A 25,754-nucleotide genomic window follows, 5' to 3' on the forward strand; every position below is an offset into this window, starting at 1 on the left:
TCTACCCTGACGGCGGTGAATCGACCTCGAGCATCGTCGGCGGCGCGTAGCCGAATCGTGCCAACGCCAAGGCCAGCCCTACCGCCGAAGCAGCCGTGGCCCAGCTGGCCGCCCCGGGCTCCGCAACGGATGCCTCCGGGAGCCCTGAGACCTCCGGTGGCCACGGGGGTCCGTCACGATCGCCCGCGACGCCAGGTTCGTACAGCACCGCACTCAGGCGTCTGGCAATGGCCTGGCCCGAGTCGATCCAGCGAACGCCCCTCGGCAACAGAGCCTCGAGCGGCTCGCGCAACAGCGGAAAATGGGTGCACCCCAGCACCACTACGTCGAGACCCACCGCGGCCCTCAGCGGCGCGATCGCGGTCGCCAGTGCCGAGGCGTCGATGGGCAGCCCCCGCAACAGACGCTCCGCCTCGATTACCAGCGGGTCCGCCGCCACGCGCACGACCTGGCAATCGACGGCAAACTCTTCGATCAGCCGATCCAGATAAGGCCGATGAACGGTAGCGCTGGTGGCCAGTAATCCGATGATCCGATGCTCGCTCATTGCAGCGGCCGGTTTGATCGCCGGCACGGTACCGATCACTGGAATCGACAGGCGTTGGCGAAGTGCGTCCAGCGCCAGCGTACTGGCCGTGTTGCAGGCGATGACCAGCGCGCGCGGCCGGGCATGTTCGTAGGCGCGTTCGCAGACGCTGACGATTCGCGCCACCAGCCAGGCGTCTTCCCGGGTACCGTACGGCAGCGCCGCGTTGTCACAAACGTAGCCGAGCGAGAGCTGCGGCAGATGTCGGCGAATCTCGGCGCTGACGGAGAGACCGCCGACGCCCGAGTCGAAGATCAGTGCATCAACTCTGGCCCTCGCCGGGGAAATCGGCATCTCATGCGATCGATCCATTCCGCCCTCGCGCGTCGATTCAGCGCCATATTCTACGCAAACGACGACGATCGCGCAGTGGCGATCGTCGTCGTGAGGAGAGGCTGGAGATCGAGGATCCGTGCTGGCAGACGGCCGGGACGATTGCCACCCCGGGGCGCAGCGTCGAAAACGACTATAGCCAAAACAACTATAACGAACACGACTATAGCGAAAACGACTAGAGCGGAGAGGGAGCCTCGCGAAATTCGGTGTACAGCTCCGGATAGGCCTCCTGCAGCCGCGCCAGTTCGGCGCCGGCCTGGGCAGGCATCTCCTCGGCCAGGCGCGCCAGGTCTTCCTCGTCGAAGTGCTCACGTATCAGCGGGAACAGCTCTTCGCGTTCGGCGCGCAGATAGGCGCGATGCGCCTCGAGATAGGAGCGGAGATCTTCGGCAAACTTGTCCATCGGCATGACGCCATCCATCAGGATCATGTCGATATCCTGAGACAGCTGCATCAACTGCTGATGGAGATGCTGGTAGTCATCGGCCAGCCGACTGCTCAGCTCATGGATGTGCGACTCCTTGGCCACCAGCTGTTCGCTGCAGATGCGCTCCAGGGGAATCGTGAATCCGTTCATGTAGTCGAGGATGTAATCGACCACTTCCCGAATCAGCCGAAAATCGGGACGATCTCCAGCGGCCAGTGTCTTGTGTTTGAGTTGCAACACATGCAGCAGGCGCGCCATGTTGGCATGGTCCTGACGCAATTGGGTCAGCATGGGCATGGTGAGACTCCTGTCCGGGAAGCGTGATCTCGATCACGCTGCCTTGTCAGCCTGATGTAATACCAGGTTGGCGCAATGCCAGAATAGCGTACCGCAAGCCAAGTGTAGTTCCAGACTCGTCGGGTGTCAGAACAATAGCGTGATGCCAGAATAGCGTGTTGTGCGAAGACCGTGTTGTGTGAAGAACGTGTTCTGTGAAGAACATGTGTGCGAGGAAACGGTACCCGTGAAGAACCGGATCCAATCGACAGGCAATTGGGCGTATCGCCAACGGCACGCTAGAATTTCCTACCCTAGCGGTTTTCCGAATAAACGCTCTACGCCTAACGTCTGAATCGCTGTAGCGAAATGTACGGTTTCGTTGCCCTCAGCCAGCCTGGATGATGCCATGGATCTCTTCACCGACGATGCCTCGCGAGGCGACACCCAGCCGGATAGCGCGCCTCTTGCCTATCGCATGCGACCGCGCCGACTGGAAGACTACGTCGGCCAGCAGGCACTGGTCGGCCCCGGCAAACCGCTACGCCGAATGGCCGAGACGGCGAGCGTTCGCTCGATGATCCTGTGGGGACCGCCGGGTGTCGGCAAGACGACGCTGGCCGAAATCCTCGCCGAGGCCTCCGGTGCCCGGCTCGAGCAGCTCTCCGCGGTGATGGCCGGGGTCAAGGATATCCGCGCGGCGGTCGAACGCGCCCGCGAAGGACAGATGCGCGAGCGCCAGACTCTGCTCTTTCTCGACGAGATTCACCGTCTCAACAAGAGTCAGCAGGACGCCCTGCTGCCGCACGTCGAATCGGGCCTGCTGACGCTGATCGGCGCGACCACCGAAAATCCCTCCTTCGAGGTCAACTCGGCGCTGCTCTCCCGCGCACGGGTCTACGTGCTCAAGACGCTCGACGACAACGAGCTGATCACGGTGCTGAAGCGCGCCCTGGCCAACGAGACGCTGGGCCTTGGACAGCGCAACATCCGCGCCAGCGACGAGACGCTCTCGATCCTGGCGCGAGCGGCCTCCGGCGACGCCCGGCGCGCCCTGGGCCTGCTCGAAACCGCCTGCGATTTCGTCAAGACCGACGAACACGGAGAGCATCTCGATCGTGACGCGGTGATCGAAGTCATCGGCCACCAGGCCGCCGCCTTCGACAAGCAGGGCGAGCACTATTACGACCTGCTGTCCGCCATCCACAAATCGATTCGCTCCTCGCGCCCCGACGCCGCCCTTCTGTACATGGCCCAGTTCATCAGCGGTGGCGGCGATCCGCTGGATGTCGTCAGACGTCTCGCGGCGATCGCCTCGGAAGACGTGGGCAATGCCGACCCGCGCGCGTTACCGCTGGTGATAGCGGCGTGGGATGCCTACCTGCGACTCGGCGATTACGAAGGCCAGCGCGCCATTGCCCACGCCGCGATCCACCTGGCGATCGCGCCGAAGAGCAACCGCATCGATCAGGCCTGGAGCCAGGCCAAGGCGTACGTCGCCGAACACCCCAACCTCGAAGTGCCGGTCTACCTACGCAACGCCCCTACCAAGCTGATGGCGTCGCTGGGCTATGGTGACGGCTACCGCTACGCTCATGGCGAGCCCAACGGCTATCCAGCCGGCAGTGCCCACGACTGCTGGCCACCAAATCTGCCCAGAATGCACTTCTACGCCGCCAGCGAGTTCGGCCATGAAAAGCGTTTCCAGCAGATGCAGGCGTGGCGCGAGGAGCTGGATCGACAGGCCGATGGCGCGGCCTGATCGAAGAGCTCTGATCGACGGCCCTAATCAACGAGATCCGGTTACCGAACTCTGATTGACGTCCTTGCCTGGCGGAACCAACTCCCTCGGCCCGTTCGGCCGAGCCCGCTGCCGCTGCAGAAAAAATTCGCCCCCGACGTGGGAACCACGGCAGGGGCGAATCAATCGACGAACGAACCGCTTACGGGGTCGCGGGCGACTGCTCGCGGATCACGTCGGCGCCTTCGGGAGGCTGGAACTGGAACTGCGCCGGATCGATATCGGTATTGGTCTCGGCATTGTCGAAGTCGATCGCCGTGCGCTGCCCGGTGCTGTCGGTCATCTGCAGCGCGTCGAGCTGCTCGCTGTAGAAGGTCAGCTTGAGCTGCTCGAACAGGGTGTCATTAGCCTGCGGCACCAGGGTGAAGGTCTCGCTGGCGCCCTGCTGCTGACGTGACACGTCGTAGTTATCGGCCAGCTCCGAAGCGCTCCCCGACAATAGCAGTGCCGGTGTGTGCGTGACGCGGTCATCCAGCGGCTGGATGGTGACCTGCTCCAGATCCGGATCGTACAGCGAGACTTCATCGCCATCGGAGACGACCAGCTGGCGATAGGGCTCGTTCACTTCCCAGCGGAAATGCCCCGGCCGCGACAGCCACATGTGACCGCTGGTGTCCTGCAGGCTCGACCCCGACGCATCCAGAATCTGCTGTTCGAAATCCGCCGAATAAGTCTTCAGCGGCTCCAGCAGATGTGTCAGGCGATCGGCAGAGGCCTGATCGGCCACTGCCGCCTGGGTCATCAATGCCGGCGCCAGCAACACGGCTCCGGCGATAGCCAACGTCTTCATCTTGCGCATGGATATTCCTTTCTTGAAACAGCGAGTCTTGGAACGACGAGCCTCGAACGGCGAGCCTCGAACGGCGAGTCTTGAAACGATGAGTCGTGAATTGGCGAATCTCGGCCGACGATCATCTACCAGTTGTCTTCATTCCCGGTAGCTTTCATCCGGCATGTTGAAGCGTTGGACAGCAAAACGGCCACGGGGTTTAACGCTGCCCCGTGGCCGTAAGCGATCGTTCAGTGGCCGACGGGGGGCGGGGCCAGCACTTCGCGTGAGCCGTTGTTACCCATCGAGGTCACGACGCCGGCCTGTTCCATCGCCTCGACCAGTCGCGCGGCGCGGTTGTAGCCGATCTTGAAACGACGCTGCACAGCGGAAATCGAAGCCCGCCGCGTCTCGGTGACGAACTGTACGGCCTCGTCGTAGAGCGCATCCTGCTCGGCATCGTCACCATCGCCGCCGTCGGCTTCGAGCCCTGCCAGTGCGTCGGCGGAAACGCCGCCCGAAAGAATCTCCTCGATATACTCCGGCTCACCACGACGTTTCCAGTCCTCGACGATACGATGCACTTCATCGTCGTCGACGAACGCACCGTGGACCCGCTGCGGCATGCCGGCACCGGCCGGCAGATATAGCATGTCACCGTGGCCCAGCAGGTTCTCGGCGCCCCCCTGATCGAGGATCGTGCGCGAATCGATCTTGGACGAGACCTGGAACGCCATGCGCGTGGGGATGTTGGCCTTGATCAAGCCGGTGACCACGTCGACCGAAGGCCGCTGGGTCGCCAGGATCAGGTGGATACCCGCCGCTCGCGCCTTCTGGGCCAGACGCGCGATCAGCTCCTCGACCTTCTTGCCGACGATCATGAACATGTCGGCGAATTCGTCGATCACCACCACGATGTAGGGCAGCTTCGCGAGCGTCGGCGGCGGCTGGTGCATCTCCCACGGCTGGGGTTCCCACATCGGGTCCTGAACCTGCGCCCCGTGGCTCTCGGCTTCATCGAGCTTGGCGTTGAAGCCGGCAATGTTGCGCACGCCCATCGCCGCCATCAGCTTGTAGCGCCGCTCCATCTCGGCGACACACCAGCGCAGCGCGTTGGCCGCTTCCTTCATGTCGGTGACGACCGGTGCCAGCAGATGCGGAATGCCGTCGTAGACGGAGAGCTCGAGCATCTTGGGATCGACCATGATCATGCGAACTTCGTCCGGCGTCGCCTTGAGCAACATCGACACCAGCATGGTGTTGATACCCACCGACTTGCCCGAGCCGGTGGTGCCGGCCACCAGGAGATGGGGCATCTTGTTGAGATTGGCGACCACCGGGTTGCCGCCGATATCCTGGCCCAGAGCCAAGGTGACCGGGGACTCCGCGTTCTGATAGACATCGGAATCCAGCACCTGGCGAATGCGAATCATCGCCCGGTTGGGATTGGGAATTTCGATGCCCACCGTGGGCTTGCCGGGAATGATCTCGACCACGCGTACGCTCTTGACCATCAACGAACGCGCCAGATCCTTGGCCAGGTTGCTGATCTTGGAGACCTTCACGCCCGCCGCCGGACGGATCTCGAAGCGGGTGATGACCGGGCCGGGCCAGGTCTCGACCACTTCCGCCTTGACGCCATATTCACGCAGACGCATCTCGAGCAGTTCCGCCATGTCTTCGAGTTGCTCGGGGGTGTAGTTGGGCTGCTCGGGATCGGCGGGTGTGGTCAGGCGAATCGACGGCAGATTGCCACTCGGCTCAGGCATGTCGTCCATCACCGGGCGCTGGCTCTGCAGATGTTCGACCGTCCACAGCGTCGGCTGGTCGCCGGCCGCGGCCCTTGCCTGCGCGGCGGTGGCCACGTTGGGCACGGATGCCGATTCTGACGCTGATGGCGAATGCTGAGGTGCCGGCGCATGCTGAAACGATCGCGCCCCTCCGGCGAGCTCGCTATCGTTGTCGTCCACAGCCTCGGCGTCATCCTCAATATCGAAACGCGGCTCCTGACGTCGGGCCGGGCTTTCGGTCGCGGATCGAGCTGGCCTATCGCTCGGTTCATCGACCGGCTCATTATCCGGGAAGGCCGAAAGCGCCGGGATCTCGCCACCCTCGGCTTCGGCCTTGCGCCAATCGATGCCGGACCGATCTCGCGAAGCGTCCTGCTGCCAGGAAGGCGACGTTTCGAGGGGGCCGGCGACCGATTCGTCATCGGCGTCGTCCTCTGGCTGCCAGGTCGACGCGGGCTCATGACGATCGGCGCTAATGCCCCACTGCTGCGTGGGTGCGTCGTCATCGTCTGCCGCGAGGCCGGAGAAGTGCGGTTCATCTGCCGGTGATACCTGGCGCTCGTCATCCCGAGACGGCCACGACGTCGCTACCGAACTGCGGCCTGCTTCAGGCACCGGATGCCGGTCGGCGTCAGAGCGTCTATCGGGGCCTGAAGTCGTGTCGAAGGTCGCTTCAGCGCCTTGCCTTTCATCAACGCCCCTTTCATCGATGCCCCTTTTATCGATGCCCCTGCCATCGACATTCCTCTCATCAACATTCCTCTCATCGACACCGAGGGAAGCGTCGCCTTGCGAGGAAATCTCAGGATCGACTCTGCCGGCGAAGCCAGAAGGAGCACCAGCAGGGGCCTGAAAGGCGTCCGGAATACGTCGCCGTGTAACGTCGGCACGGAATGCTGAACTGTCCGACTGGGGCTCCGACGACACTCTATCGTTGGCACCGGCTTCGTTCCTGGCGCCTGCCGTTGTCACCGAACTCGCAGCAATACCTGAAACCGGATCGTGGGCGGAGATGCGATTCGACGCCGGCTCGACACCGGACGAACGTACGCCAGCGTCGGTGACCGGACGCGTTGCCGCCGAAGCGCGCCGCGGCGTCGGCTCGCTATCTTGCGCCGGGGTGGCATCCAGCGGTACGGAGCCCAGGGTCGGCTCACGGCTCTCGTCGCGCTGCTGGCGAGCGGTATAGGACGCTTCCGGCCGTTTGGCCGACGGCGTGCGCGCCGGAATGTCCCACGGAATGTCCGTGCGACCATCGTTGCGCCAAAGGGAGGATTCATGACGCTCGCCGCCGTCGGTCACGCCGACGGCGTTTTCCCAGGCGGGTTCCTGACGGCTCTGCCGGGCATAGCCGGCGTCGTCGTCCCACTGCTCCAGATCCGGCGCCCTGTTCCAGGATAACCAGTGCCAGGGCAACCAGCGCGCCCACCACGCCGTCTTGCGTGGCGTGTCATCTTCGCTGACCGAATCTTCCTCATCGTCACGTTCGACACCCGCAGGCTCGATGGACGCTTCGCGACGCGCCTCGGCCCTGTCGATCCGGCGGGTCTCGCGAACCTCACGTCGCTCGCCGGCGCGCGCTTTCGACCAATGGAAGAGGCGGCTGAGCGAACTGCCGAGTTCGTCCATCACCGTCAACCAGGACATCCCGGAAAACAGCGTGAAGCCCGACATGAAAGCGGCAATGGCGATCAGCGTGGTCCCCCTCACCCCCACCAGCGAGGTGAGAGAGCCGGCGATACCCCGCCCCAGAATACCGCCGGCCTGATTGGGCAGTTCGCTGGCCGCACTGTAGAAGTGCAGATCGCCAAGCGTCGTGGTGCTCATCAACAGCAGCAGCAGACCACCGGTGTGAACGGCCAGGGCGACCGGATCCCAGGCGATCTGAACCTGCGCCTGACGCATCAGGCGCCATGCGCCGAGGCCGAACATGCCCGGCCACCACAGCGCGCTGGCGCCGAACAGTGAGTAAAGAACGTCGGATAGCCAGGCGCCGATCGGGCCCATCCAGTTGGAAACGGATTGATCCGGTCCGCTGTGCGACCACCCCGGATCCGTCGGCGTGTAGCTGAACAGCGCCAACAGCAAAAAGACGCAGATGGCGAGCAGCAGGATCACCGCGCCCTCGCGAGTCACACCCTGGAGGCGCATGATCACGTGGCGGGCCTGCTCCCTGGCTTGCGCTTGCGTTGATGAACGACGGCTCTTCTTAGCCGAACTCTTGGCACTCAAATGATCAACCCCCTCGCGCCAGATCTGGCGTGGCGTAGCACAATCAACTGCCACGCCGCTGGCGGCATTCCATTCCGCTCGCGGCATTGGCGATCAGCGGCCGAACCCACTGGCGGGTCCGGCTCTTTCGATTCGCCATCATACCGGGGGCGGGGCCGACATCACAGGGGGCGCCGCGAGCTCGCGGCGTTACGATTGTCGCCCTATCTTGCAGCCTTATCTCGTAACCCTATCTCGCAACCCTATCTCGCAACCTATCGATTCAGGCCGGCAGCGAATCCTCGACCACCGTTCGCTGCCCGGTGCCGGATACCCGCGGAGCCGTCTCGGATTCGTCGGAACCGACCTGAGGCGCGTGACGCAGACGAAACAGGGCGACGGTATCGGCCAGCCCGCGACTCTGCTCGCTAAGCTGCTGGGTCGAGGCGTGGGACTGGCGCACCAGCGCCGCGTTACTCTGCGTACTCTCGTCGATCTGTGAAATCGCCACGTTGATCTGCTCGATCCCGTGGGACTGCTCATCGGAGGCCAGACGGATTTCCGAGATCAGCGTACTGATGCGCTCCACCTGGGAGACGATTTCGGCGACACGTTCGCCTGCTTCGACGGCTCGCAGATTGCCGCTATCGACCTCGTCGACGGTGCGGCCGATCAGCGCCTTGATCTCCTGCGCCGAGGTCGCGCAACGCTCCGCCAGACTCCGCACCTCCTGGGCAACCACGGCAAATCCTCTGCCCTGCTCGCCGGCCCGAGCGGCCTCGACGGAAGCGTTCAAAGCCAGCAGATTGGTCTGAAACGCGATGCCATCGATCACTCCGACGACCTCGGATATCTGACGAGCCATGGCGACGATACGCTGCATGGCGTCGGCCGTGGCCTCGACCGTACTCTGCGCCTCGCCGGCAGCCTGCGCCGTGCGTCGCGCCTGCTCGTCACTTTCCTGCGCTCGCTGCGCGTTCTGGCGCACCGTGGCATTGATCTCTTCGGTACTGGCCGCGGTCTCTTCGAGGCTGGCCGCCTGGGATTCGGTGCGCGATGCCAGTTCGGCATTCCCGGATGCCAGTTCCCGAGTATGATTTTCCGTCAAGGCGACCGCACCGCGCACCTGGCCAACGATACGTTCGAGCCCGTCGCCGATGCCGTTCATGGCGGCGATCAGTTGGCCGATCTCGTCACGTCGGCGTGTATCGATACGCTGCGACAGGTCCCCCTGCGCCAGCGCCTGTGCCAGACCCACCGCACGGTTCATCGGTCGGGTCACCAGCTGCTTGACGATCCAGTAGAGCGTCAGACCCAGCGCCGCGGCCAAGCCCAGTGCGATCAACAGGAAGCGGTCCCGCGCGGCAATGACCCCGGCCTGGATCTCGTCCACCGAGACCGAGCCGGCCACGATCCACTGCCACTCCGGATAGCGGGAGTAGGAGACCAGGCGCTCGTCACCGTCGCTGGCCTGGTAGTCGATCTCACCGGTTGTCTGGTCGAAGAGCGGCGCATAGGTATCGGCCAGCTCGCCGTCCAGCAGATTCTGCCCCTCGTAAGGTCCACCGGCTATGACCTGGCCCCGCGCATCACCTACGGCCGAGATCAGCATGGTGTAGCCGGCATCGCCGATGCCCATTTCGCGAATGCGATTCTGCACCTGTGCCATCTCTGCGCTGACATCGACCCCGACGAAAAGCGCCCCGACTACGTTGCCATCGCTGTCCTGAATCGGCTGGTACTTGGTGATGTAGGAGGTCCCGAATAGATTGGCCAGGCCGATGTAGGGCTCATTCGCCATCAGTTTGGCGTAGCTCTTAGAGTCACGCTTGAGCAACGTTCCCATTGCCCTCTCGCCCGCCTCGTTCTTGAGAGAGGTGGAGATCCGCACGAAATCGTCTCCGTCGCGGGCGAAGATCGTCGCCGGCGTCCCGGTCTGGGCGGTAAAGCGATCGAGCTTCCAGGTGTTGTCGTTGAGCACCTCCAGCCCATCTTTCAACGTCGGAGTCTGGCGCCCGGAGACCTCCACCTGCTGATCCGGACTCAACGAGAACCGGCCCGAATACTGATCGGAAAAGATATTCAGGAAGCGATCGGCCTGCTGCTGCAGGCTGTAATCGAACAGCGACAGCATGTCGGTGATGGAGTCCTGCTGGGTCTGCAGTTCGTGCTGGGTGGCCGCACGCAGCTGCGTCGTGCTTGACTGGGCCATGGCGAAAGCCAGCCCCATCAGCACGGCGACCTGTAACAAGGCAACGATGGAAGCCAGCTTGATACCGATACTGGCATGGCGAAGACGCTGTCGGAGTGCAGCCATGAGTCTTTCCGCGAGTTGAGTAGTCGGACAATCTATCGGCGGCGACAGTGACAATCTTGATAACGCCCACGAGAAAAAATCCGCATCGCGCAAGATGCGACCAGCATTGATATGATGGCTGGCGTTTTCAGCCGCCTTCTCATTCGGTCGTGATGCATGCTCCCCTGGCTACCGCCCCATATCGTCGCTTTTCCTCCGGTCACTCACGCTCTCGATGATCCCGATGGGCTGCTCGCCGCCGGCGGCGCGTTGACGCCCGAGTGGCTGCTGAACGCCTACCGTCATGGCATCTTCCCCTGGTACGCCGAAGGCCAGCCGATTCTGTGGTGGTCGCCCGATCCGCGCATGGTGCTGTTCCCCGAAGAGATTCGGATCCGGAGAAGTCTATCCAAGCGGCTACGCAACGGGGGGTTCAGAGTGACGTTCGACGTCGCCTTCGAACGTGTCATCGCCGCCTGCGCCGAGACTCGCGCCGACACCGATGGCACCTGGATCGACGATGCCATGCGTCGGGCCTACGAGGACCTGCACCGGCTGGGACACGCGCATAGCGTGGAAGTCTGGCACCAGGAGACGCTGGTCGGTGGGCTCTACGGGCTGTCGATCGGTCGGATCTTCTTCGGTGAATCGATGTTCAGCCGCGCCGCCGATGCCTCGAAGATCGCGCTGGTTCATCTGGCACACGAACTCCATCAGCGCGACTTCGCGTTGATCGACTGCCAGATGCACACGCCGCACCTGGCCAGCATGGGGGCGAGAGACATCGCCCGCGAGACGTTCATCAACTATCTTGAGAAAAACGTCAACGCACCCAACCCGGCCGATCTCTGGCCAACGGAGCCAACGTGAGCAGCGACAACGCGAATGGCCCGCAGCGTCAGACACGTGACCTTCGTTTCTTCCTGACGGTGCCACATCCCTGCAGTTATCTGCCGGGACGAGAGGCAACGACGCTGTTTCTCGACCCTCAGGAGACCGTAGCCCCGGAAGTCTACGACGCGCTAACCCTGCTGGGATTCCGGCGCAGCGGCAGCAATCTCTACCGCCCCCACTGTGAGGCCTGCAGCGCCTGCACGTCGGTCAGGATACCGGTGGATGACTTCGTCCCGTCTCGAACGCAGCGCAAGCTGATCAACCGCAACCGGGACCTGACGCTGAGACTGCGGCCGACCGAGTTCGACGAGCAGCACTACGCGCTCTACGCCCGCTATATCGGCGCCCGCCATGCCGATGGCGACATGTTCCCGCCCAGCCGGGAGCAGTACCGGATGTTTCTGACCCAGGCGCATCCGTTCGCCAAGCTGCTGGAGTTTCGACTCGGCGGTCATCTGATGGCGGTGGCCGCCACCGATATCTTGAGTCATGGACTTTCGGCGATCTACACCTTCTTCGACCCCGATCCGATATTCGAACGACGCTCGCTGGGTAGCTTCGCCATCCTCAGCCAGCTCGAACTCGCGCGTGAACGCCATCTGCCCCATGTCTACCTGGGCTACTGGATCCGAGAGAGCCAGAAAATGCGTTACAAGCAGGATTACCAGCCGCTCGAGTACCTCAACGGCGGACGCTGGCAGCGCATGGTTCCGACAGCAGCGCTCTCCTGATCCGACAGTAGCGCCCTCCTGATCCGACAGTAGCGCTCTCCTATCAAAAGCGCCCCAGCGAAACCGGGCTCGGCCATGATGACAAAGCGGTCCGGTCTGGCATTCGCCAGGGGCTTCCGGCTCGATTTCAAGCGTATTTTTGCCTTCCCCGGCGAGATGGCCCATAATATCGCGCACTTCAGAGGCCCAATGGCGGGCTGGCACGATGATAACGTGGACGGCGACACTGCTGTTCGCGTCATATTACGTCGATTGCCGACCGCGAGGCGCCATGCCAGGCCCTCACCAAGCCCTAGCTCAAAACGTCAAGAGGGATCGCCTATATGGCACGAGAAGATCACATCGAAATGGAAGGCGTCGTCGTCGACACGCTTCCCAACACCATGTTCCGCGTCGAACTGGAAAACGGTCATGTCGTGACCGCCCATATTTCCGGCAAGATGCGCAAGAACTACATTCGTATCCTGACCGGTGACAAGGTCAAAGTGGAACTGACTCCTTACGACCTCTCCAAAGGCCGCATCGTCTACCGCTCTCGCTGATATCGCGACTCGCTCGGCCCATCGCGCCAGCGGCCGCTCGCCTCCCTGAACGCATCTGACACGCTGGTTCCACGTCAGGCAGGCGACGCAAACGACGACAGAATCAAAAACGCCTCGCCATGTCGACCATGGCGAGGCGTTGTCGTTTGCCGCTGCTGCGTCAGGCGATTTCGGCTTCGGTCTCGAGCTGCAGCTCGTCGTTTTCGACGCGCACATGCACCAGGCCGCCGTTCTCGGCCAGCTCGCCGAACAGGATCATCTCGGCCAGCGGCTTCTTGAGCTTCTCCTGGATGACGCGGGCCATCGGACGCGCCCCCATCTCCGGGTCGTAGCCCTTCTCGGCAAGCCAAGCACGAGCGTCGTCATCGACATCCAGCTGCACCCGCTTCTCGTCCAGCTGCGCCTGCAATTCGACCAGGAACTTGTCGACGACATTGCGCACGATGGACGGCTCGAGACCATGGAACTGAATGATCCCGTCGAGACGGTTGCGGAACTCCGGCGTGAACGTGCGACGGATCACTTCCATGCCATCGGTCGAATGATCCTGAGTCTGGAAACCGATCGAGCGACGCGAGATCTGCTCGGCCCCGGCGTTCGACGTCATGATCACGATCACGTGACGGAAATCCGCTTCACGGCCGTTGTTGTCGGTCAGACGACCATGGTCCATTACCTGCAGCAGCAGGTTGAAGACTTCCGGATGCGCCTTCTCGATTTCGTCCAGCAGCAGTACGCAGTGAGGCTGCTTGGTGATCGCCTCGGTCAACAGCCCGCCCTGGTCATAGCCGACATAGCCCGGAGGCGCACCGATCAGCCGCGATACCGTGTGGCGCTCCATGTATTCCGACATGTCGAACCGCACCAGCTCGATGCCCATCAGCAGCGACAGCTGCCGCGCCACTTCGGTCTTGCCGACGCCGGTCGGGCCGGAGAACAGGAAGCTGCCCACCGGCTTGTCCGGGGACTTGAGCCCGGCGCGTGACAGCTTGATCGCGGCGGAGAGACTGGTGATCGCTTCGTCCTGACCGAACACCAGCATTTTCAGATCGCGCTCCAGATTGGAGAGCAGTTTGCGATCCGAGCTGGAGACGCTCTTCGGTGGAATGCGCGCGATGGAGGCCACCACGGCCTCGACCTGATCGACATCGATCGTGGCAATGCGCGCTTCCGGCGGCAGCAGACGCTGGTGCGCACCGGCCTCGTCGATGACGTCGATCGCCTTGTCGGGCAGATGGCGATCGTTGATGTAGCGATCCGCCAGCCGCGCGGCGCTCTCCAGCGCCGCATCGGTGTACTTCAGCTGGTGGTGCTCCTCGAAGCGCCCGCGTAGCCCCTTGAGAATATGGATAGTGTCCTCGACGGTCGGCTCCGGCACGTCCACCTTCTGAAAACGCCGTGCCAACGCGCGGTCCTTCTCGAAGATGCCGCGGAATTCCTGGAACGTGGTCGAACCGATACAGCGCAGCTCACCCGAGGAGAGCAACGGCTTGAGCAGATTCGAGGCGTCCATTACCCCGCCGGAAGCGGCGCCGGCGCCGATCACCGTGTGGATTTCGTCGATGAACAGAATCGAGTTGTCCTGCTTGCGCAGATCGGCAAGCAAACCCTTCAGCCGCTTCTCGAAATCGCCGCGATACTTGGTGCCGGCGAGCAATGCGCCCATGTCGAGCGAGTAGACCACTGCGTCGGCGATGACGTCCGGAACGTCTTCCTCGACGATGCGCTTGGCCAGACCTTCGGCGATGGCGGTCTTGCCGACGCCGGCCTCACCTACCAGCAACGGGTTGTTCTTGCGTCGCCGCGCCAGGATCTGCACCACTCGCTCGAGCTCGTGATCGCGGCCGATCAGCGGATCGATCTTGCCCAGGCGCGCCTGATCATTGAGATTGGTGGCGTAGTTGGAGAGCGGGCTCTGACCGTTCTCGCCGGCCGCTTCCTCGCCCTCTTCGGACTCCGGCGACGGCTGCTGTGACTGGCCGTGGCCGGCCACCTTGGAGATGCCGTGGGCGATGTAGTTCACCGCATCCACGCGAGCCACGCTCTGCTGCTTGAGGAAATAGACCGCCTGGCTCTCTTGCTCTGAGAAGAGCGCCACCAGCACATTGGCACCGGTCACTTCGCTCTTGCCGGAGGATTGCACATGAAAGACCGCACGCTGAAGCACACGCTGGAAGCCCAGCGTCGGCTGCGTTTCCCGATCTTCCTGCTCTTCGGGAATCAGCGGGGTCGTGGAATTGATGAAGTCCTGCAGATCGGCACGAAGCTTTTCCAGGTTCGCGCCGCAGGCGTTCAGCACATCGGCTGCCGAGGCATTATCGAGAAGCGCCAGCAACAGGTGCTCCACGGTCATAAACTCGTGTCGCTTCGAGCGCGCCACGGTGAAGGCCGTGTTCAGGGTGAGTTCAAGTTCTTTACTCAACATGGCAGTCCCCTTTTAGCCACTGAGGGCGTCGGTCGGCACTTTCACAATCGGGCACAATTGGCGGTTTCGCAAGTCCTCTGGGACAAATGCGTCAACGATATGTGACCGCTATCGGTTTCTCTACTCTGCGGCATCCACATCACACATGAGGGGATGCTCACACTCTCTGGCATATTCGTTGACCTGATGACACTTGGTCTCCGCGATGTCGCGGGTGAAGATGCCGCAGGTCGCCTTGCCCTGGGTGTGAACGGCAAGCATGATCTGCACCGCTTTCTCGCTGTCCATGACGAAGAATCGCTGCAGGATCTCGACCACGAACTCCATGGGTGTGTAGTCGTCGTTATAAAGCACGACCTTGTACATGGGCGGTGGCGCCAGCTGCGGGTCGGAAACCTGCTCGGCGACGTCGCCCTGCTCCTGATGGTCGGGATCAGGGGGCCGCGTCATACCCATAATCGATGACCTCCGAAACGGATAGGACGATAGTTTTTCTACGATCTCTGACATACGGTTCTTGGCACAATCTGGATGAAGCCCTGGATGCATCGGCTCGGGTACGAGTTGGGACTGAGGTCAGGTATTGGATACCATCGGAGCCCGGAGGTTCCTTGAAGATGCGGCCGACGGGGTTCGTATGCAAGCCCTCGTTCAAACAAGTCCCTATTCAAAATAGTCACGACAGCCCTCGACCGCCACGATGTCGCTCTGTCGAAGGTCATCAACCCATCCGCTCAGAGGCGCGTCGGCGACCGGAATGAGTCGAATCTATCTACTGCACAAGCCCTATCACGTTCTCTGTCAGTTCACTGACGGCCAGGGCCGACCCACCCTGGCCGACCATCTGGATGTGCGAGACGTCTATCCCGCCGGACGCCTCGATTACGATTCCGAAGGCCTGTTGCTGCTGACCGATGACGGCGCCCTGATACACCGCATCAGCGATCCGCGCCACAAGTTGCCGAAACAGTACTGGGTCCAGGTCGAGGGCGAGCCGGACGAGGCCGCCCTCAAGGCACTGCGCGAGGGCGTCACTCTGAAGGATGGCCCGACCCGGCCTGCCCGAGTCAGGCGCCTGGCCGAACCGGAGCCGGCACCGCGCGATCCGCCGGTGCGTTATCGTGAATCGATCCCCACCACCTGGCTGGCGATCGAGCTACGCGAGGGGCGCAATCGTCAGGTTCGCCGGATGACGGCCCACGTGGGCCACCCCACGCTGCGTCTGATTCGTGTCGCGATCGGCCCATGGCGTCTGGACGGCCTGCAGCCCGGTGAGTCGCGCTGGGAAACCGTCAACGTTCCTCGGAGCTCGCCACGTCAGCCCCCGACCGGACGCTCGAGGCCGGGTCGAAGACGCTGACCATATTCGATCCGGCAACGGCTTATCCGCTGGCGGACTTTCGAATTGGCGCAGACCGGGTATGATCGGCGTGAGCCCCGCGGCCCGGTGTCGAGGGCCGCGTATCGAGTTGGGCGTACCAAGTTGGGAGAAATCACATGAATCGCTGGACACCCCGCGTGACCGTCGCCGTGGTCGTGGAACGGGCCGGTCGTTACCTGATGGTGGAAGAGGATCGCGGCGGGCCGTTCAGTCTGTTCAACCAGCCTGCCGGACACCTGGAGCGCGGAGAGCGCCTGATCGCGGCTGCCGAACGTGAGGTCCGTGAAGAGTCGGCCTGGCAGGTCGCCATCACCGACTACCTGGGCCTGTATGTTCACCAGACGCCCGATGGGCTCACCTTCCACAGCCACGCCTTTCTCAGCCTGCCGCTGGCTCATCTGGGCAACACCCTCGACAAAGGCATCATCAGCGCACACTGGCTGACCTTCGACGAGATCGACGATCTCGACCGCGGCCGCCGGCTGCGCACTCCCGTCGTGATGCAGCGCTTGCGCGATGCCCGCGACGGCCGCCGCTATCCCCTCGAGGTCATTCGCGAGCGCTGAGACCGGCTACGCCGTCCGGGCAGGCCGCTCCCGCCAACTGGCTCGTCGCACTCCATCGGATGGACTCGATGCGACAGCCCGCTTTCGGCTATAATCGCCGGTCATTTATTCAGGCAGCAGAAATGCGCCGGGCGCCGATTCCGGCGCTGCCTGCTCATTGTCGTCGGGGAAGTGCCATGACTACAGCCAGCTCATCCAGCGATACCGCGCGCTCGCCCAGCGAAGGCTCTGCGTCGCCGGCTCCCCGCCAGGACGCCCGAAAAGTCATCGTCGGCATGTCGGGCGGCGTCGACTCCTCCGTGACGGCGTTACTGCTGATCCAGCAGGGCTATCACGTCGAAGGCCTGTTCATGAAGAACTGGGACGAGGACGACGGCACCGACTACTGCACCGCGATGGCCGATCTGGCAGACGCCGAGGCGGTCTGCGACACGCTCGGCATCAAACTGCATACGGCCAACTTCGCCGCCGAATACTGGGACAACGTCTTCGAACATTTTCTGGCCGAGTACCAGGCAGGTCGGACGCCCAATCCGGACATCCTGTGCAACCGCGAGATCAAGTTCAAGGTCTTCCTCGACTACGCCGAGATGCTCGGCGCGGACCTCATCGCGACAGGACATTACGTTCGCAAGGACGACGACGGCAATGGCCAGGCTCGGCTGCTCAAGGGGCTCGATGGCAACAAGGATCAGAGCTATTTCCTGCACGCCGTGCCGGGAGCCGCGATCGCCCGTACGCTCTTCCCCGTGGGCGAGCTGGAGAAGCCGGCCGTCAGGGCGCTGGCCGAGCGTCACGGCCTGGTCACGGCGCGCAAGAAGGACTCCACCGGGATCTGTTTCATCGGCGAGCGCCGCTTCAGTGATTTCCTCCGGCAGTATCTGCCGGCGCAACCCGGCCGCATCGAAACCCCGGAAGGCGACGTGGTCGGCGAGCACATGGGGCTGATGTACTACACCCTGGGGCAGCGGCGCGGACTGGGCATTGGCGGCCTCAAGGATCACAGCGAGGACCCCTGGTTCGTTGCCGCCAAGGACCTCGAACGCAACGTGCTGATCGTGGTTCAGGGTGAGCATCCGCTGCTCTACAGCGATGTCGTCTACTGCGAACCGGCGGCCTGGATTGCCGACGAAGCGCCAGCGAAACGCCGTCTGAGTGCCAAGACCCGTTATCGCCAGCAGGATGTCGCTTGCGAGGTAACGCTGCTGGACGACGGCGAACTCGAAGTTCGCTTCGACGACCCGCAGCGCGCCGTCACCCCAGGGCAATCACTGGTGCTCTACGACGGTGAGGTATGTCTTGGCGGCGCGGTCATTCGTGCCACGACCACGGCCGACACGGCGGCCGTTGCCGAGCTGACCGGCACGTCCACCTTTGCCGCTTCCTTTGCCACTTCATTTGCCACTACGGCTAGCGCAGCGACGACCGCAACGACAGGGAGCCAGCGCCCGGCATGAACCCGACGCCCATCCAATCGGCACCGCTCGACAGCACCAGTCGCCAGGCACTTGCCCTGGCCGGCGTTTTTCAGGCCGCTGCCGTGGTCGATCAGCTCGCCCGTACGGGACACTGCGACGAACGCGCCTGGAGCACCTTGATCCATGCCACGCTGGATACCGATCCACCTAGCTTCGAGTCGATCTATGGCGGTCATCACAACAACCTGCGACAGGGCATCGACACTCTGTTGACGGTGATGTCACGACAGAATGCCCAACCGGCGGTAATGCGCTACGGCTTCTCGATGGTTCTGCTGATGCAGAAACTGCGCCAGGACGATGCCATGATGAGTACCCTCGGGCAGCGCCTCGGCCGCGTGCAGGGCCAGGCCGAACATTTCGGCGAAAGCCACGAGAACGTCATCGCCAGCCTGGGCGAGCTCTATCAGGAGACCCTTTCCACTTTCCGCTACCGGATCGTGGTGCAGGGCGAACCGAGCCTGCTGCAGAGCCCCGGCATGCCGGAACGTATCCGCACCGCGCTGCTCGCCGGGGTTCGCTTCGCGCTGCTGTGGCACCAGCAAGGTGGCCGCCGCTGGCGGCTAATATTCCAGCGCGGCGCGATTAAGCGCACCCTTCGCCAGCTCGACACCCATTGACTTCGAGCCGCACGACTTTCTTCACCGCGAACTCTCTGCTCGCGCGACGTTTCGGGAACCCACGATGATCGAACTCTCTGCACTGACCGCCCTCTCACCCGTCGACGGTCGCTATGCCGCCAAAGCCGCGCCGCTGCGTGAACATTTCAGCGAGTTCGGCCTGATCCGCGCCCGTGTGACCGTCGAGGTGCGCTGGCTGGAACGGCTGGCGGCTCACCCGGGCATCGCCGAAGTGCCGCCGCTCTCCGCGTCGTCGCAGGCGTTTCTGGATGCGCTGGTCAAGGATTTCTCGATCGCCGACGCCGAGCGGATCAAGACCATCGAGCGCACCACCAACCATGACGTCAAGGCGGTCGAGTATTTCATCAAGGAAGCGATCGCCGATCAGCCCGAGCTGCACGCCATCACCGAATTCGTGCACTTCGCCTGCACCAGCGAAGACATCAATAACCTTTCCTACGCACTGATGATGCGCGACGGCCTGACCACCCTGCTGCCGACGATGCGCCAGGTGCATGACGCCGTCGCCAGGCTGGCCCACGAGCATGCCGAACAGCCGATGCTGTCGCGAACTCACGGCCAGACCGCCAGCCCCACCACGCTGGGCAAGGAGATGGCCAACGTCGCCTATCGCCTGCAGCGTCAGTTGAAGCAGATCGAATCGGTCGAACTGCTGGGCAAGATTAACGGCGCCGTGGGTAACTACAACGCGCATCTCGCTACCTACCCGGAAATCGACTGGGCCGAAAACGCCGCGGTGTTCGTCGAATCCCTGGGGCTCACCTTCAATCCCTACACTACCCAGATCGAACCTCACGACTATGTCGCCGAGCTGTTCGATGCGATCAGCCGCTTCAACACCATCCTGATCGACTTCGACCGCGATGTGTGGGGCTATATCTCGCTGAGCTACTTCAAGCAGCGCACCGTCGCGGGCGAGATCGGCTCCTCTACGATGCCGCACAAGGTCAACCCGATCGACTTCGAGAACTCCGAGGGCAACCTGGGGCTGGCCAATGCGCTGCTGGATCATCTGGCTCGCAAGCTGCCGATCTCTCGCTGGCAACGCGACCTGACCGATTCCACCGTACTGCGCAATCTGGGCGTCGGTCTGGCGTACGGCCTGATCGCCTATGAAGCCGCACTCAAGGGCATCGGCAAGCTGGAGGCCAACCCGCAGCGCCTCGCCGACGATCTGGATCAGAACTGGGAAGTGCTGGCCGAGCCGATTCAGACCGTGATGCGCCGTTACGGCATCGAAAAGCCCTACGAGAAGCTCAAGGAGCTGACCCGCGGCAAGCGCGTCGATCAGGCCGGCTTTGCCGCCTTCATCGAGACCCTGGCGCTGCCGGACGAGGTCAAGGCCGAACTCAAGACGCTGACCCCGGCCACCTACATCGGCAACGCCGTCGATCAGGCCAGGGCGCTCTGATTCCTCTTACACGAACCTTCCAGGCAGGAGAACGGACATGACGTCGGCCAATACGCCCCGCACGCTGCTCGGCGGCCTCACGCCCGCCCAGTTTCTCAGCCAGCACTGGCAGAAATCACCGCTGTTGATTCGCGGTGCCCTCCCCGATTTCGGCTCGCCGCTCGAGCCGGACGATCTCGCCGGGCTGGCCTGCGAGGAAGGGATCGAGGCCAGGCTGGTGGAAGAGAACGGCCCGGACAAGGCGTGGCAGGTCAGCCATGGCCCGTTCGACGACGAGACGTTCTCGCGCCTGCCCACCAGCGGCTGGTCGTTGCTGGTGCAGGCGGTGGATCACTATGTCCCGGAAGTCGCCGAACTGCTGGAAGCTTTCGATTTCGTGCCGAGCTGGCGGCTCGATGACGTCATGGTCAGTTACGCGCCGCCCGGCGGCAGCGTCGGTGCCCACGTCGATCAATACGATGTCTTTCTACTGCAGGTCAGCGGCAAGCGCCGTTGGCAGCTAGGGGGCAGCCCCGGCGACGAGGCCAGCCTGATCCCCGGAATCGATCTGCGTATCCTGGAAAACTTCAGTGTCGAAGCCGGTCAGGAGTGGGTGCTGGAACCGGGAGATATGCTCTACCTCCCCCCCGGCGTCGCCCATCACGGCGTCAGCGAATCCGACGACTGCATGACCTTCTCCATCGGCTTTCGCGCTCCGTCCGCCGACGAGGTCGTGACCTCTTACGCGGACTATATCGGGGAGCAGCTCGGCGATAGTCAGCGCTACGGCGACGCCGATCTGCAGCCGCCCCTCGATGTCGGAGAACTGGACGATCAGGCCATCGCACGAGTCCGAGATCTGCTGCTTAGCGCCATTGATCGTCCGGAGCAGATGGCCCAGTGGTTCGGCCGCGCGATGACTCAGCCCAAGTATCTGGATCAGGTCGTACCGGCGGAGTCCGCGACGACGCCGGAGGATTTGCGCGCTTCGCTAGAACGCGGTGAGCAGCTGGTTCGCAGCCCGGGCTCGCGCTTCGCCTGGCGGCGCCAGGACGACGCCCGGGCCACGCTGTTCGTGGACGGCGACGCGGTTGTCTGCGATCCAGCGCTGGCCCGGTATCTGGCGGCGAAGTCTCTCATCGATGCCAACGTGCTGGCTTATCCCGACAGCGAGCGCGTGCTCGCCGCACTTCTCGACAGCGGCAGCCTGAGCGGCATCGATGACGAGGAATGACTCGCGGGATGGTAAAGCAAAATCTGCCGGCGCCCCCTACACTCTAGACGGGCAAGATAACCGGACGTGACTCCGTTCCCGATGAGCCAAAAACGCTGGATTGGTTTTAAAACACCGTTTTAGTATGCTGGCTGTCAACGCCTACCTGGATGTTAAGGAGAATTCGATGATGAAACGACTCATTGCCCCCGCACTCGTCATGAGCCTGCTGGCCCTGGCCGGTTGTACCAACACCTCCACGTACTCAGGAGATGTCTATCGCGGGGATCAGGCTGGCACCGCGCAATCCGTCAGCTACGGCACGATCCAGTCGGTGCGCCCGGTACAAATTCAGGGCGGTAACGGTGAGAGCGTTCTGGGCAGCCTGGGCGGCGCCGTTATCGGTGGTCTGCTGGGCAATCAGGTCGGTGGCGGCTCCGGACGCACCATCGCCACGGCCGCTGGCGCTCTCGGCGGCACTATCGCGGGCAGCAAGGTTCAGCAGGCTACCGATCGCGTCGATGGCTACGAGCTGGAGATTCGTCAGGACAGTGGTCAGAGCGTGGTCGTGGTTCAGAAAGCCGATCGCAACTGGCAGGTGGGCCAGCGCGTCAAGCTGGTCGCGAGCGGCTCCAGCGTCAGCGTCGCGCCTTACTGAGTCGACTGCGACGTTTCCGGAGCTGCGACACGGCGACGGAAATGACCATCCCAGAGTCACTACAACGGTATCACCTTCGAACGGTGCCCCTCGGGCGCCGTTTTTTTTGTTAGCGCGTTACCAATTTCGGATGCATCGACACTTTACGTACGTTATTGTATGTTTCAAGTGTCACATCATTCGTTTAAGGGAACAGAACGATTCATGAAAGGGAACCTTTGGACGCACACCGGGTTGGCCATTGTCATGGCTGCGATCTCCAGCTCTGTCTGGGCAGACGGCATTCTGACCCTGAAAACGGAAAACGACATATTCGCCAGCGGTGACGACGGCCATTACACCAACGGCTTCGAGGGAGACTGGTCTTTCAGACCTGGCCCTGATCACTGGACACGGGAGCTGGCCGGCGTCATTCCCGGATGGAGCGCATCCACGCTCGACGGAGCCGCCTACCGCGTAGGCCAGCAGATCTACACGCCGGAAGACATCAGTGAGCGTGGTCTGATCGAGGATGATCGCCCCTATGCCGGCGTACTCTACGCAGGGTTATCGCTGTTCGACGATCAGCAGCTGACGGGATGGAGACGAACCAGCGGACTCTTCTTCGACGTGGGTCTCGTCGGCCCGGGTGCCGGCGGCCATACGGTGCAGCAGAATTTCCATCACTTGATCGACAGTGACGAGCCCAAAGGCTGGCACAATCAGCTTCGCAACGAGCCATTCGTGAATGTCGCCTATCAGACGGCATGGTGGAAGCAGGGTCAGTTGGGCGCTCTGGAAGCGGAGTACGGCCCTTCCGTCGGCGTCGCGGTCGGCAACCTCTATACCTACGGTGCAACGGGGCTCGGTCTGCGCCTGGGCCAGGGACTCGACAAGAGTTTCGGTATCCCTGCGGTGGCGCCCTCCCAAGGCAGTCGGATCTTTTTCGAGAAAAACAGCGGCTTCAACTGGTATCTCTTCGCCAACGTCGAAGGGCGCCTCATGGCTTACAACATGCTGCTCGATGGCAATACGTTCGAAGACAGCCATTCGGTCGATCGCCGTCCTTGGGTGGGAGACGCTCAGCTCGGCCTGGCGCTATCCTGGAACCGCTGGCAGCTGACCTACAGCTCGGTCTGGCGCACCCATGAGTTCGAAAGCCAGGACAATGGCGATCAGTTCGGTTCTCTCACCCTCTCGACCTGGCTCTGACACTTCGTCGGCCGTCGCCTTCATTCCGAATCGGATGATCGAGGCCATGAAAACAGCAGCGGGCGGTGCCTGAAGCACCGCCCGCTGCCGTATCGAGCTGACCGCGAGGGCTCAGCACTACCTTCAGTGCAGCTTGGCTTTGCGCATGCCCCAGCAGGCAAGGCGCTTGCCGACCCACACCCCCAGCGCCAGCAGAATGAGCGTCAGCAGCATGGAAACCGGGTTGATGATGAAAGTGGCGCCCAATACGCCCAGGGCAACGGCCATCACCCAGCGATCCTGAGCGGGATCACCGCGCAGCTGGACCGGCAGCCAACGCATGATCGCGCCGCCGAGCGCGCCATCCCAAGCCTTGAGCGCCAGAAACGACAAGACGATAAAGGCAATCAGCCAAACGATAAAAACGGTCATGACGAACTTCTCCTCAACCGCAGAAAAGAGGGGTTATCCTCGAGGCAGGTTAACCACACCCGAAGGGCTTCGCAACCGCCGCACCCGGCGTTTCCGGCAGCAGATAACCTCGTGTCAGTCGAACTTCTGCCGCATTGCGACCTGACAGAATCGTCTTGGCACGTTAGGATATGGGAGACATGCACAAACGCAAAGGTTTCGAGATGCAAATTGCCCAGAACTCCGTGGTCGCGTTCCACTATACATTGACCAATGATGCGGGAGAGGTACTGGACAGTTCAGAAGGTCGGGATCCCCTGACCTATCTACACGGTTCGGGCAACATCATCCCGGGTCTCGAGAAAGAGCTCGAGGGTCACGGTAGCGGAGACAAGCTCCAGGTCGCGGTCGCTCCGGAAGAAGGTTACGGTGAAGTGCAGCCGGCGCTGGTGCAGGAAGTGCCCCGGGACGCCTTTCAGGGTGTCGACGAAGTGCAGCCCGGCATGCAGTTCCAGGCTCAGACTCAGGAAGGACCGCTCATGGTCACGATCACCAAGGTCGAAGGTGATACCGTAACCGTCGACGGTAACCATCCGCTGGCTGGCGAGAAGCTGAATTTCGACGTCGAAATCGCTGAAGTTCGCGAAGCGACCGAAGAAGAAGTCTCTCACGGTCATGTCCACGGCGAAGGCGGTCACGAGCACTGATCTCCGGACCTTGTCCGGCGAGATCGTTCGTCGATACGCAAAAGGGCAGCCTCTCGGCTGCCCTTTTTAGTGCTACTAGTTAGTGCCACTCTCAGTAACACTTGTTAGTGCCACTTGTTGGTCCCACGACCCACCATCAATAGACTGACTCTGCCCCTCGCTTCAAAGCCTCGACGCTGTCGATACTGAAAAAGTCTGCAAGCGGCATCAAGCTCCCATCAGCGGTTCCGGCTCGATTTCGGCGACCCTCAACCCTCGCTCGCCAGCATCACCCGCTGGGCAAGCTGGGTGCGCTCGACGGGCCTGCGCGCCTGCCAGTAGTATCGCTTCCAGAAGACGTTATCCAGACGCGACAGTTTCACGCCCTGAGACGACGAGGCATGCAGGAAATAACCTTCTCCCACATAGACACCGACATGGTTGTACGGGCCGGGCGGGCGAAAGAAGACCAGATCTCCGGCCTTGAGATTCGACTCGTCAACCCGGTTTCCCTCCAGCACCTGTTCTTCGGTCGTGCGCGGGAGCTCGAGAGCAAAGGCTTCCCCGTATACGTGCTGCATCAACGCCGAGCAATCGATACCGTGATGCGTAGTCCCGCCCAGCACGTAGGGCGTTCCCACCCAACGTTGGTGCTCGTTCAGCAGCGCCCGGCGAATCACCGTCGGCGACACGGGCAGCGGCTTGAAATCGCGGATGGTCTGCGGGGCCGGGGGCGCATTCCGAGGAATATCGACTGCCACGGAACGCGAATTGACCAGTGGAAGTGAATACTGCGCGTTAACCTGTTGTTGTTTTACGGGGGCGGTACAGCCGGATATGGCCATTACCAGTGCCAGCCCCATGGCCGTGCGTCTTAGCATTCAGCGCAACCTCTTTCGCCTGTGAGCCATCACGGGCACGCCTCTCCCGACGACGAAACTGCGGTCGCCCGGCGAAATGAGTCGCTGTGGTGGTGACACTACCGACTTAAGGTGTCACCGCCATAACGGCCAGTTTTCGGCTCGAATTATCGACTAGATGGACAGAAAAAAGCCACGCCCGTCCCAACGGCCGGC

Annotated in this window: 22 protein-coding genes; 13 read left to right on the forward strand and 9 right to left on the reverse strand. The window is 62.6% G+C overall.

Annotated elements, in window-relative coordinates:
• Window position 1: 1 nt before the first annotated feature.
• Both murI and DOM58_RS05860 read right to left on the reverse strand, forming a co-directional pair.
• Complete coding sequence (murI, locus tag DOM58_RS05850; RefSeq protein WP_245392172.1) at window positions 2-898, reverse strand: glutamate racemase; 897 nt, start codon at window positions 896-898, stop codon at window positions 2-4.
• A gap of 199 nt (window positions 899-1,097) precedes the next feature.
• The gene (locus DOM58_RS05860) at window positions 1,098-1,640 is read right to left on the reverse strand and encodes a hemerythrin domain-containing protein (RefSeq protein ID WP_075562625.1); all 543 of its coding nucleotides are present in this window, start codon (window positions 1,638-1,640) and stop codon (window positions 1,098-1,100) included.
• Between the two features lie 394 nt (window positions 1,641-2,034).
• On the opposite strand from DOM58_RS05860, the gene DOM58_RS05865 reads away from it, so the two are divergent.
• Complete coding sequence (locus tag DOM58_RS05865) at window positions 2,035-3,387, forward strand: replication-associated recombination protein A (RefSeq protein ID WP_110692146.1); 1,353 nt, start codon at window positions 2,035-2,037, stop codon at window positions 3,385-3,387.
• 181 nt (window positions 3,388-3,568) lie between these two features.
• Here the strand turns inward: DOM58_RS05865 and lolA are convergent, their stop codons facing one another.
• The 3 genes from lolA to DOM58_RS05885 form a co-directional block, all read right to left on the reverse strand.
• A complete protein-coding gene (lolA, locus tag DOM58_RS05870) occupies window positions 3,569-4,225 on the reverse strand; it encodes an outer membrane lipoprotein periplasmic chaperone LolA (protein WP_075562547.1) in 657 nt (218 codons plus the stop codon).
• Window positions 4,226-4,446: 221 nt separating this feature from the next.
• Window positions 4,447-8,142, reverse strand: a complete 3,696-nt coding sequence (locus tag DOM58_RS17685; RefSeq protein WP_245392173.1) for a DNA translocase FtsK — start codon at window positions 8,140-8,142, stop codon at window positions 4,447-4,449.
• 337 nt (window positions 8,143-8,479) lie between these two features.
• Entirely contained in the window at window positions 8,480-10,513 is a 2,034-nt protein-coding gene (locus DOM58_RS05885) for a methyl-accepting chemotaxis protein (protein ID WP_110692147.1), read from the reverse strand.
• 156 nt (window positions 10,514-10,669) lie between these two features.
• On the opposite strand from DOM58_RS05885, the gene aat reads away from it, so the two are divergent.
• The 3 genes from aat (at window position 10,670) to infA (ending at window position 12,659) form a co-directional block, all read left to right on the forward strand.
• Window positions 10,670-11,362, forward strand: a complete 693-nt coding sequence (gene aat, locus DOM58_RS05890) for a leucyl/phenylalanyl-tRNA--protein transferase (RefSeq protein WP_110692148.1) — start codon at window positions 10,670-10,672, stop codon at window positions 11,360-11,362.
• On the forward strand, window positions 11,359-12,117 hold the full coding sequence (locus tag DOM58_RS05895; RefSeq protein WP_110692149.1) for an arginyltransferase: 759 nt from the start codon (window positions 11,359-11,361) through the stop codon (window positions 12,115-12,117). The genes aat and DOM58_RS05895 overlap by 4 nt, the downstream gene beginning before the upstream one ends.
• Before the next feature lie 323 nt (window positions 12,118-12,440).
• Window positions 12,441-12,659 carry a translation initiation factor IF-1 gene (infA, locus tag DOM58_RS05900; RefSeq protein WP_013332816.1) on the forward strand — a complete coding sequence of 73 codons (219 nt, stop codon included), beginning with the start codon at window positions 12,441-12,443 and terminating at the stop codon, window positions 12,657-12,659.
• Window positions 12,660-12,819: 160 nt separating this feature from the next.
• On the opposite strand, the gene clpA is transcribed toward infA, so the two are convergent.
• Both clpA and clpS read right to left on the reverse strand, forming a co-directional pair.
• The gene (gene clpA, locus DOM58_RS05905) at window positions 12,820-15,084 is read right to left on the reverse strand and encodes an ATP-dependent Clp protease ATP-binding subunit ClpA (RefSeq protein WP_110692150.1); all 2,265 of its coding nucleotides are present in this window, start codon (window positions 15,082-15,084) and stop codon (window positions 12,820-12,822) included.
• Window positions 15,085-15,204: 120 nt separating this feature from the next.
• The gene (gene clpS, locus DOM58_RS05910; protein WP_425353387.1) at window positions 15,205-15,534 is read right to left on the reverse strand and encodes an ATP-dependent Clp protease adapter ClpS; all 330 of its coding nucleotides are present in this window, start codon (window positions 15,532-15,534) and stop codon (window positions 15,205-15,207) included.
• Window positions 15,535-15,841: 307 nt separating this feature from the next.
• Here clpS and DOM58_RS05915 point away from each other — a divergent pair, with 307 nt between their 5' ends.
• The 8 genes from DOM58_RS05915 (at window position 15,842) to DOM58_RS05950 (ending at window position 23,602) form a co-directional block, all read left to right on the forward strand.
• On the forward strand, window positions 15,842-16,444 hold the full coding sequence (locus DOM58_RS05915) for a pseudouridine synthase (protein WP_110692151.1): 603 nt from the start codon (window positions 15,842-15,844) through the stop codon (window positions 16,442-16,444).
• Between the two features lie 137 nt (window positions 16,445-16,581).
• The gene (locus tag DOM58_RS05920; protein WP_075562554.1) at window positions 16,582-17,031 is read left to right on the forward strand and encodes an NUDIX domain-containing protein; all 450 of its coding nucleotides are present in this window, start codon (window positions 16,582-16,584) and stop codon (window positions 17,029-17,031) included.
• A 176-nt stretch (window positions 17,032-17,207) separates the two neighbouring features.
• Window positions 17,208-18,488, forward strand: a complete 1,281-nt coding sequence (mnmA, locus tag DOM58_RS05925) for a tRNA 2-thiouridine(34) synthase MnmA (RefSeq protein ID WP_110692152.1) — start codon at window positions 17,208-17,210, stop codon at window positions 18,486-18,488.
• Window positions 18,485-19,129, forward strand: coding sequence for a high frequency lysogenization protein HflD (hflD, locus tag DOM58_RS05930; protein WP_075562555.1), 645 nt, complete (start codon window positions 18,485-18,487; stop codon window positions 19,127-19,129). Before mnmA ends, hflD begins: the two co-directional genes overlap by 4 nt.
• A 67-nt stretch (window positions 19,130-19,196) precedes the next feature.
• Window positions 19,197-20,561, forward strand: a complete 1,365-nt coding sequence (purB, locus tag DOM58_RS05935) for an adenylosuccinate lyase (protein ID WP_110692341.1) — start codon at window positions 19,197-19,199, stop codon at window positions 20,559-20,561.
• Between the two features lie 37 nt (window positions 20,562-20,598).
• Window positions 20,599-21,774 (forward strand): cupin domain-containing protein, encoded by a 1,176-nt coding sequence (locus DOM58_RS05940; RefSeq protein ID WP_110692153.1) that lies wholly within the window; start codon window positions 20,599-20,601, stop codon window positions 21,772-21,774.
• 169 nt (window positions 21,775-21,943) lie between these two features.
• Window positions 21,944-22,411, forward strand: coding sequence for an outer membrane lipoprotein (locus DOM58_RS05945; RefSeq protein ID WP_075562627.1), 468 nt, complete (start codon window positions 21,944-21,946; stop codon window positions 22,409-22,411).
• Between the two features lie 204 nt (window positions 22,412-22,615).
• The gene (locus DOM58_RS05950; protein WP_188113784.1) at window positions 22,616-23,602 is read left to right on the forward strand and encodes a lipid A deacylase LpxR family protein; all 987 of its coding nucleotides are present in this window, start codon (window positions 22,616-22,618) and stop codon (window positions 23,600-23,602) included.
• Window positions 23,603-23,725: 123 nt separating this feature from the next.
• Here the strand turns inward: DOM58_RS05950 and DOM58_RS05955 are convergent, their stop codons facing one another.
• Complete coding sequence (locus DOM58_RS05955; protein ID WP_075562558.1) at window positions 23,726-24,013, reverse strand: hypothetical protein; 288 nt, start codon at window positions 24,011-24,013, stop codon at window positions 23,726-23,728.
• A 203-nt stretch (window positions 24,014-24,216) separates the two neighbouring features.
• Between DOM58_RS05955 and slyD the strand changes: the two genes are divergently transcribed.
• On the forward strand, window positions 24,217-24,699 hold the full coding sequence (gene slyD, locus DOM58_RS05960; protein WP_075562628.1) for a peptidylprolyl isomerase: 483 nt from the start codon (window positions 24,217-24,219) through the stop codon (window positions 24,697-24,699).
• A gap of 248 nt (window positions 24,700-24,947) precedes the next feature.
• Here the strand turns inward: slyD and DOM58_RS05965 are convergent, their stop codons facing one another.
• Window positions 24,948-25,559, reverse strand: coding sequence for a C40 family peptidase (locus tag DOM58_RS05965; RefSeq protein WP_075562559.1), 612 nt, complete (start codon window positions 25,557-25,559; stop codon window positions 24,948-24,950).
• Window positions 25,560-25,754 lie beyond the last annotated feature (195 nt).

Origin of the sequence: Salinicola halophyticus (genome assembly GCF_003206695.1) — a bacterium.
Classification (GTDB): Bacteria; Pseudomonadota; Gammaproteobacteria; order Pseudomonadales; family Halomonadaceae; genus Salinicola; species Salinicola halophyticus.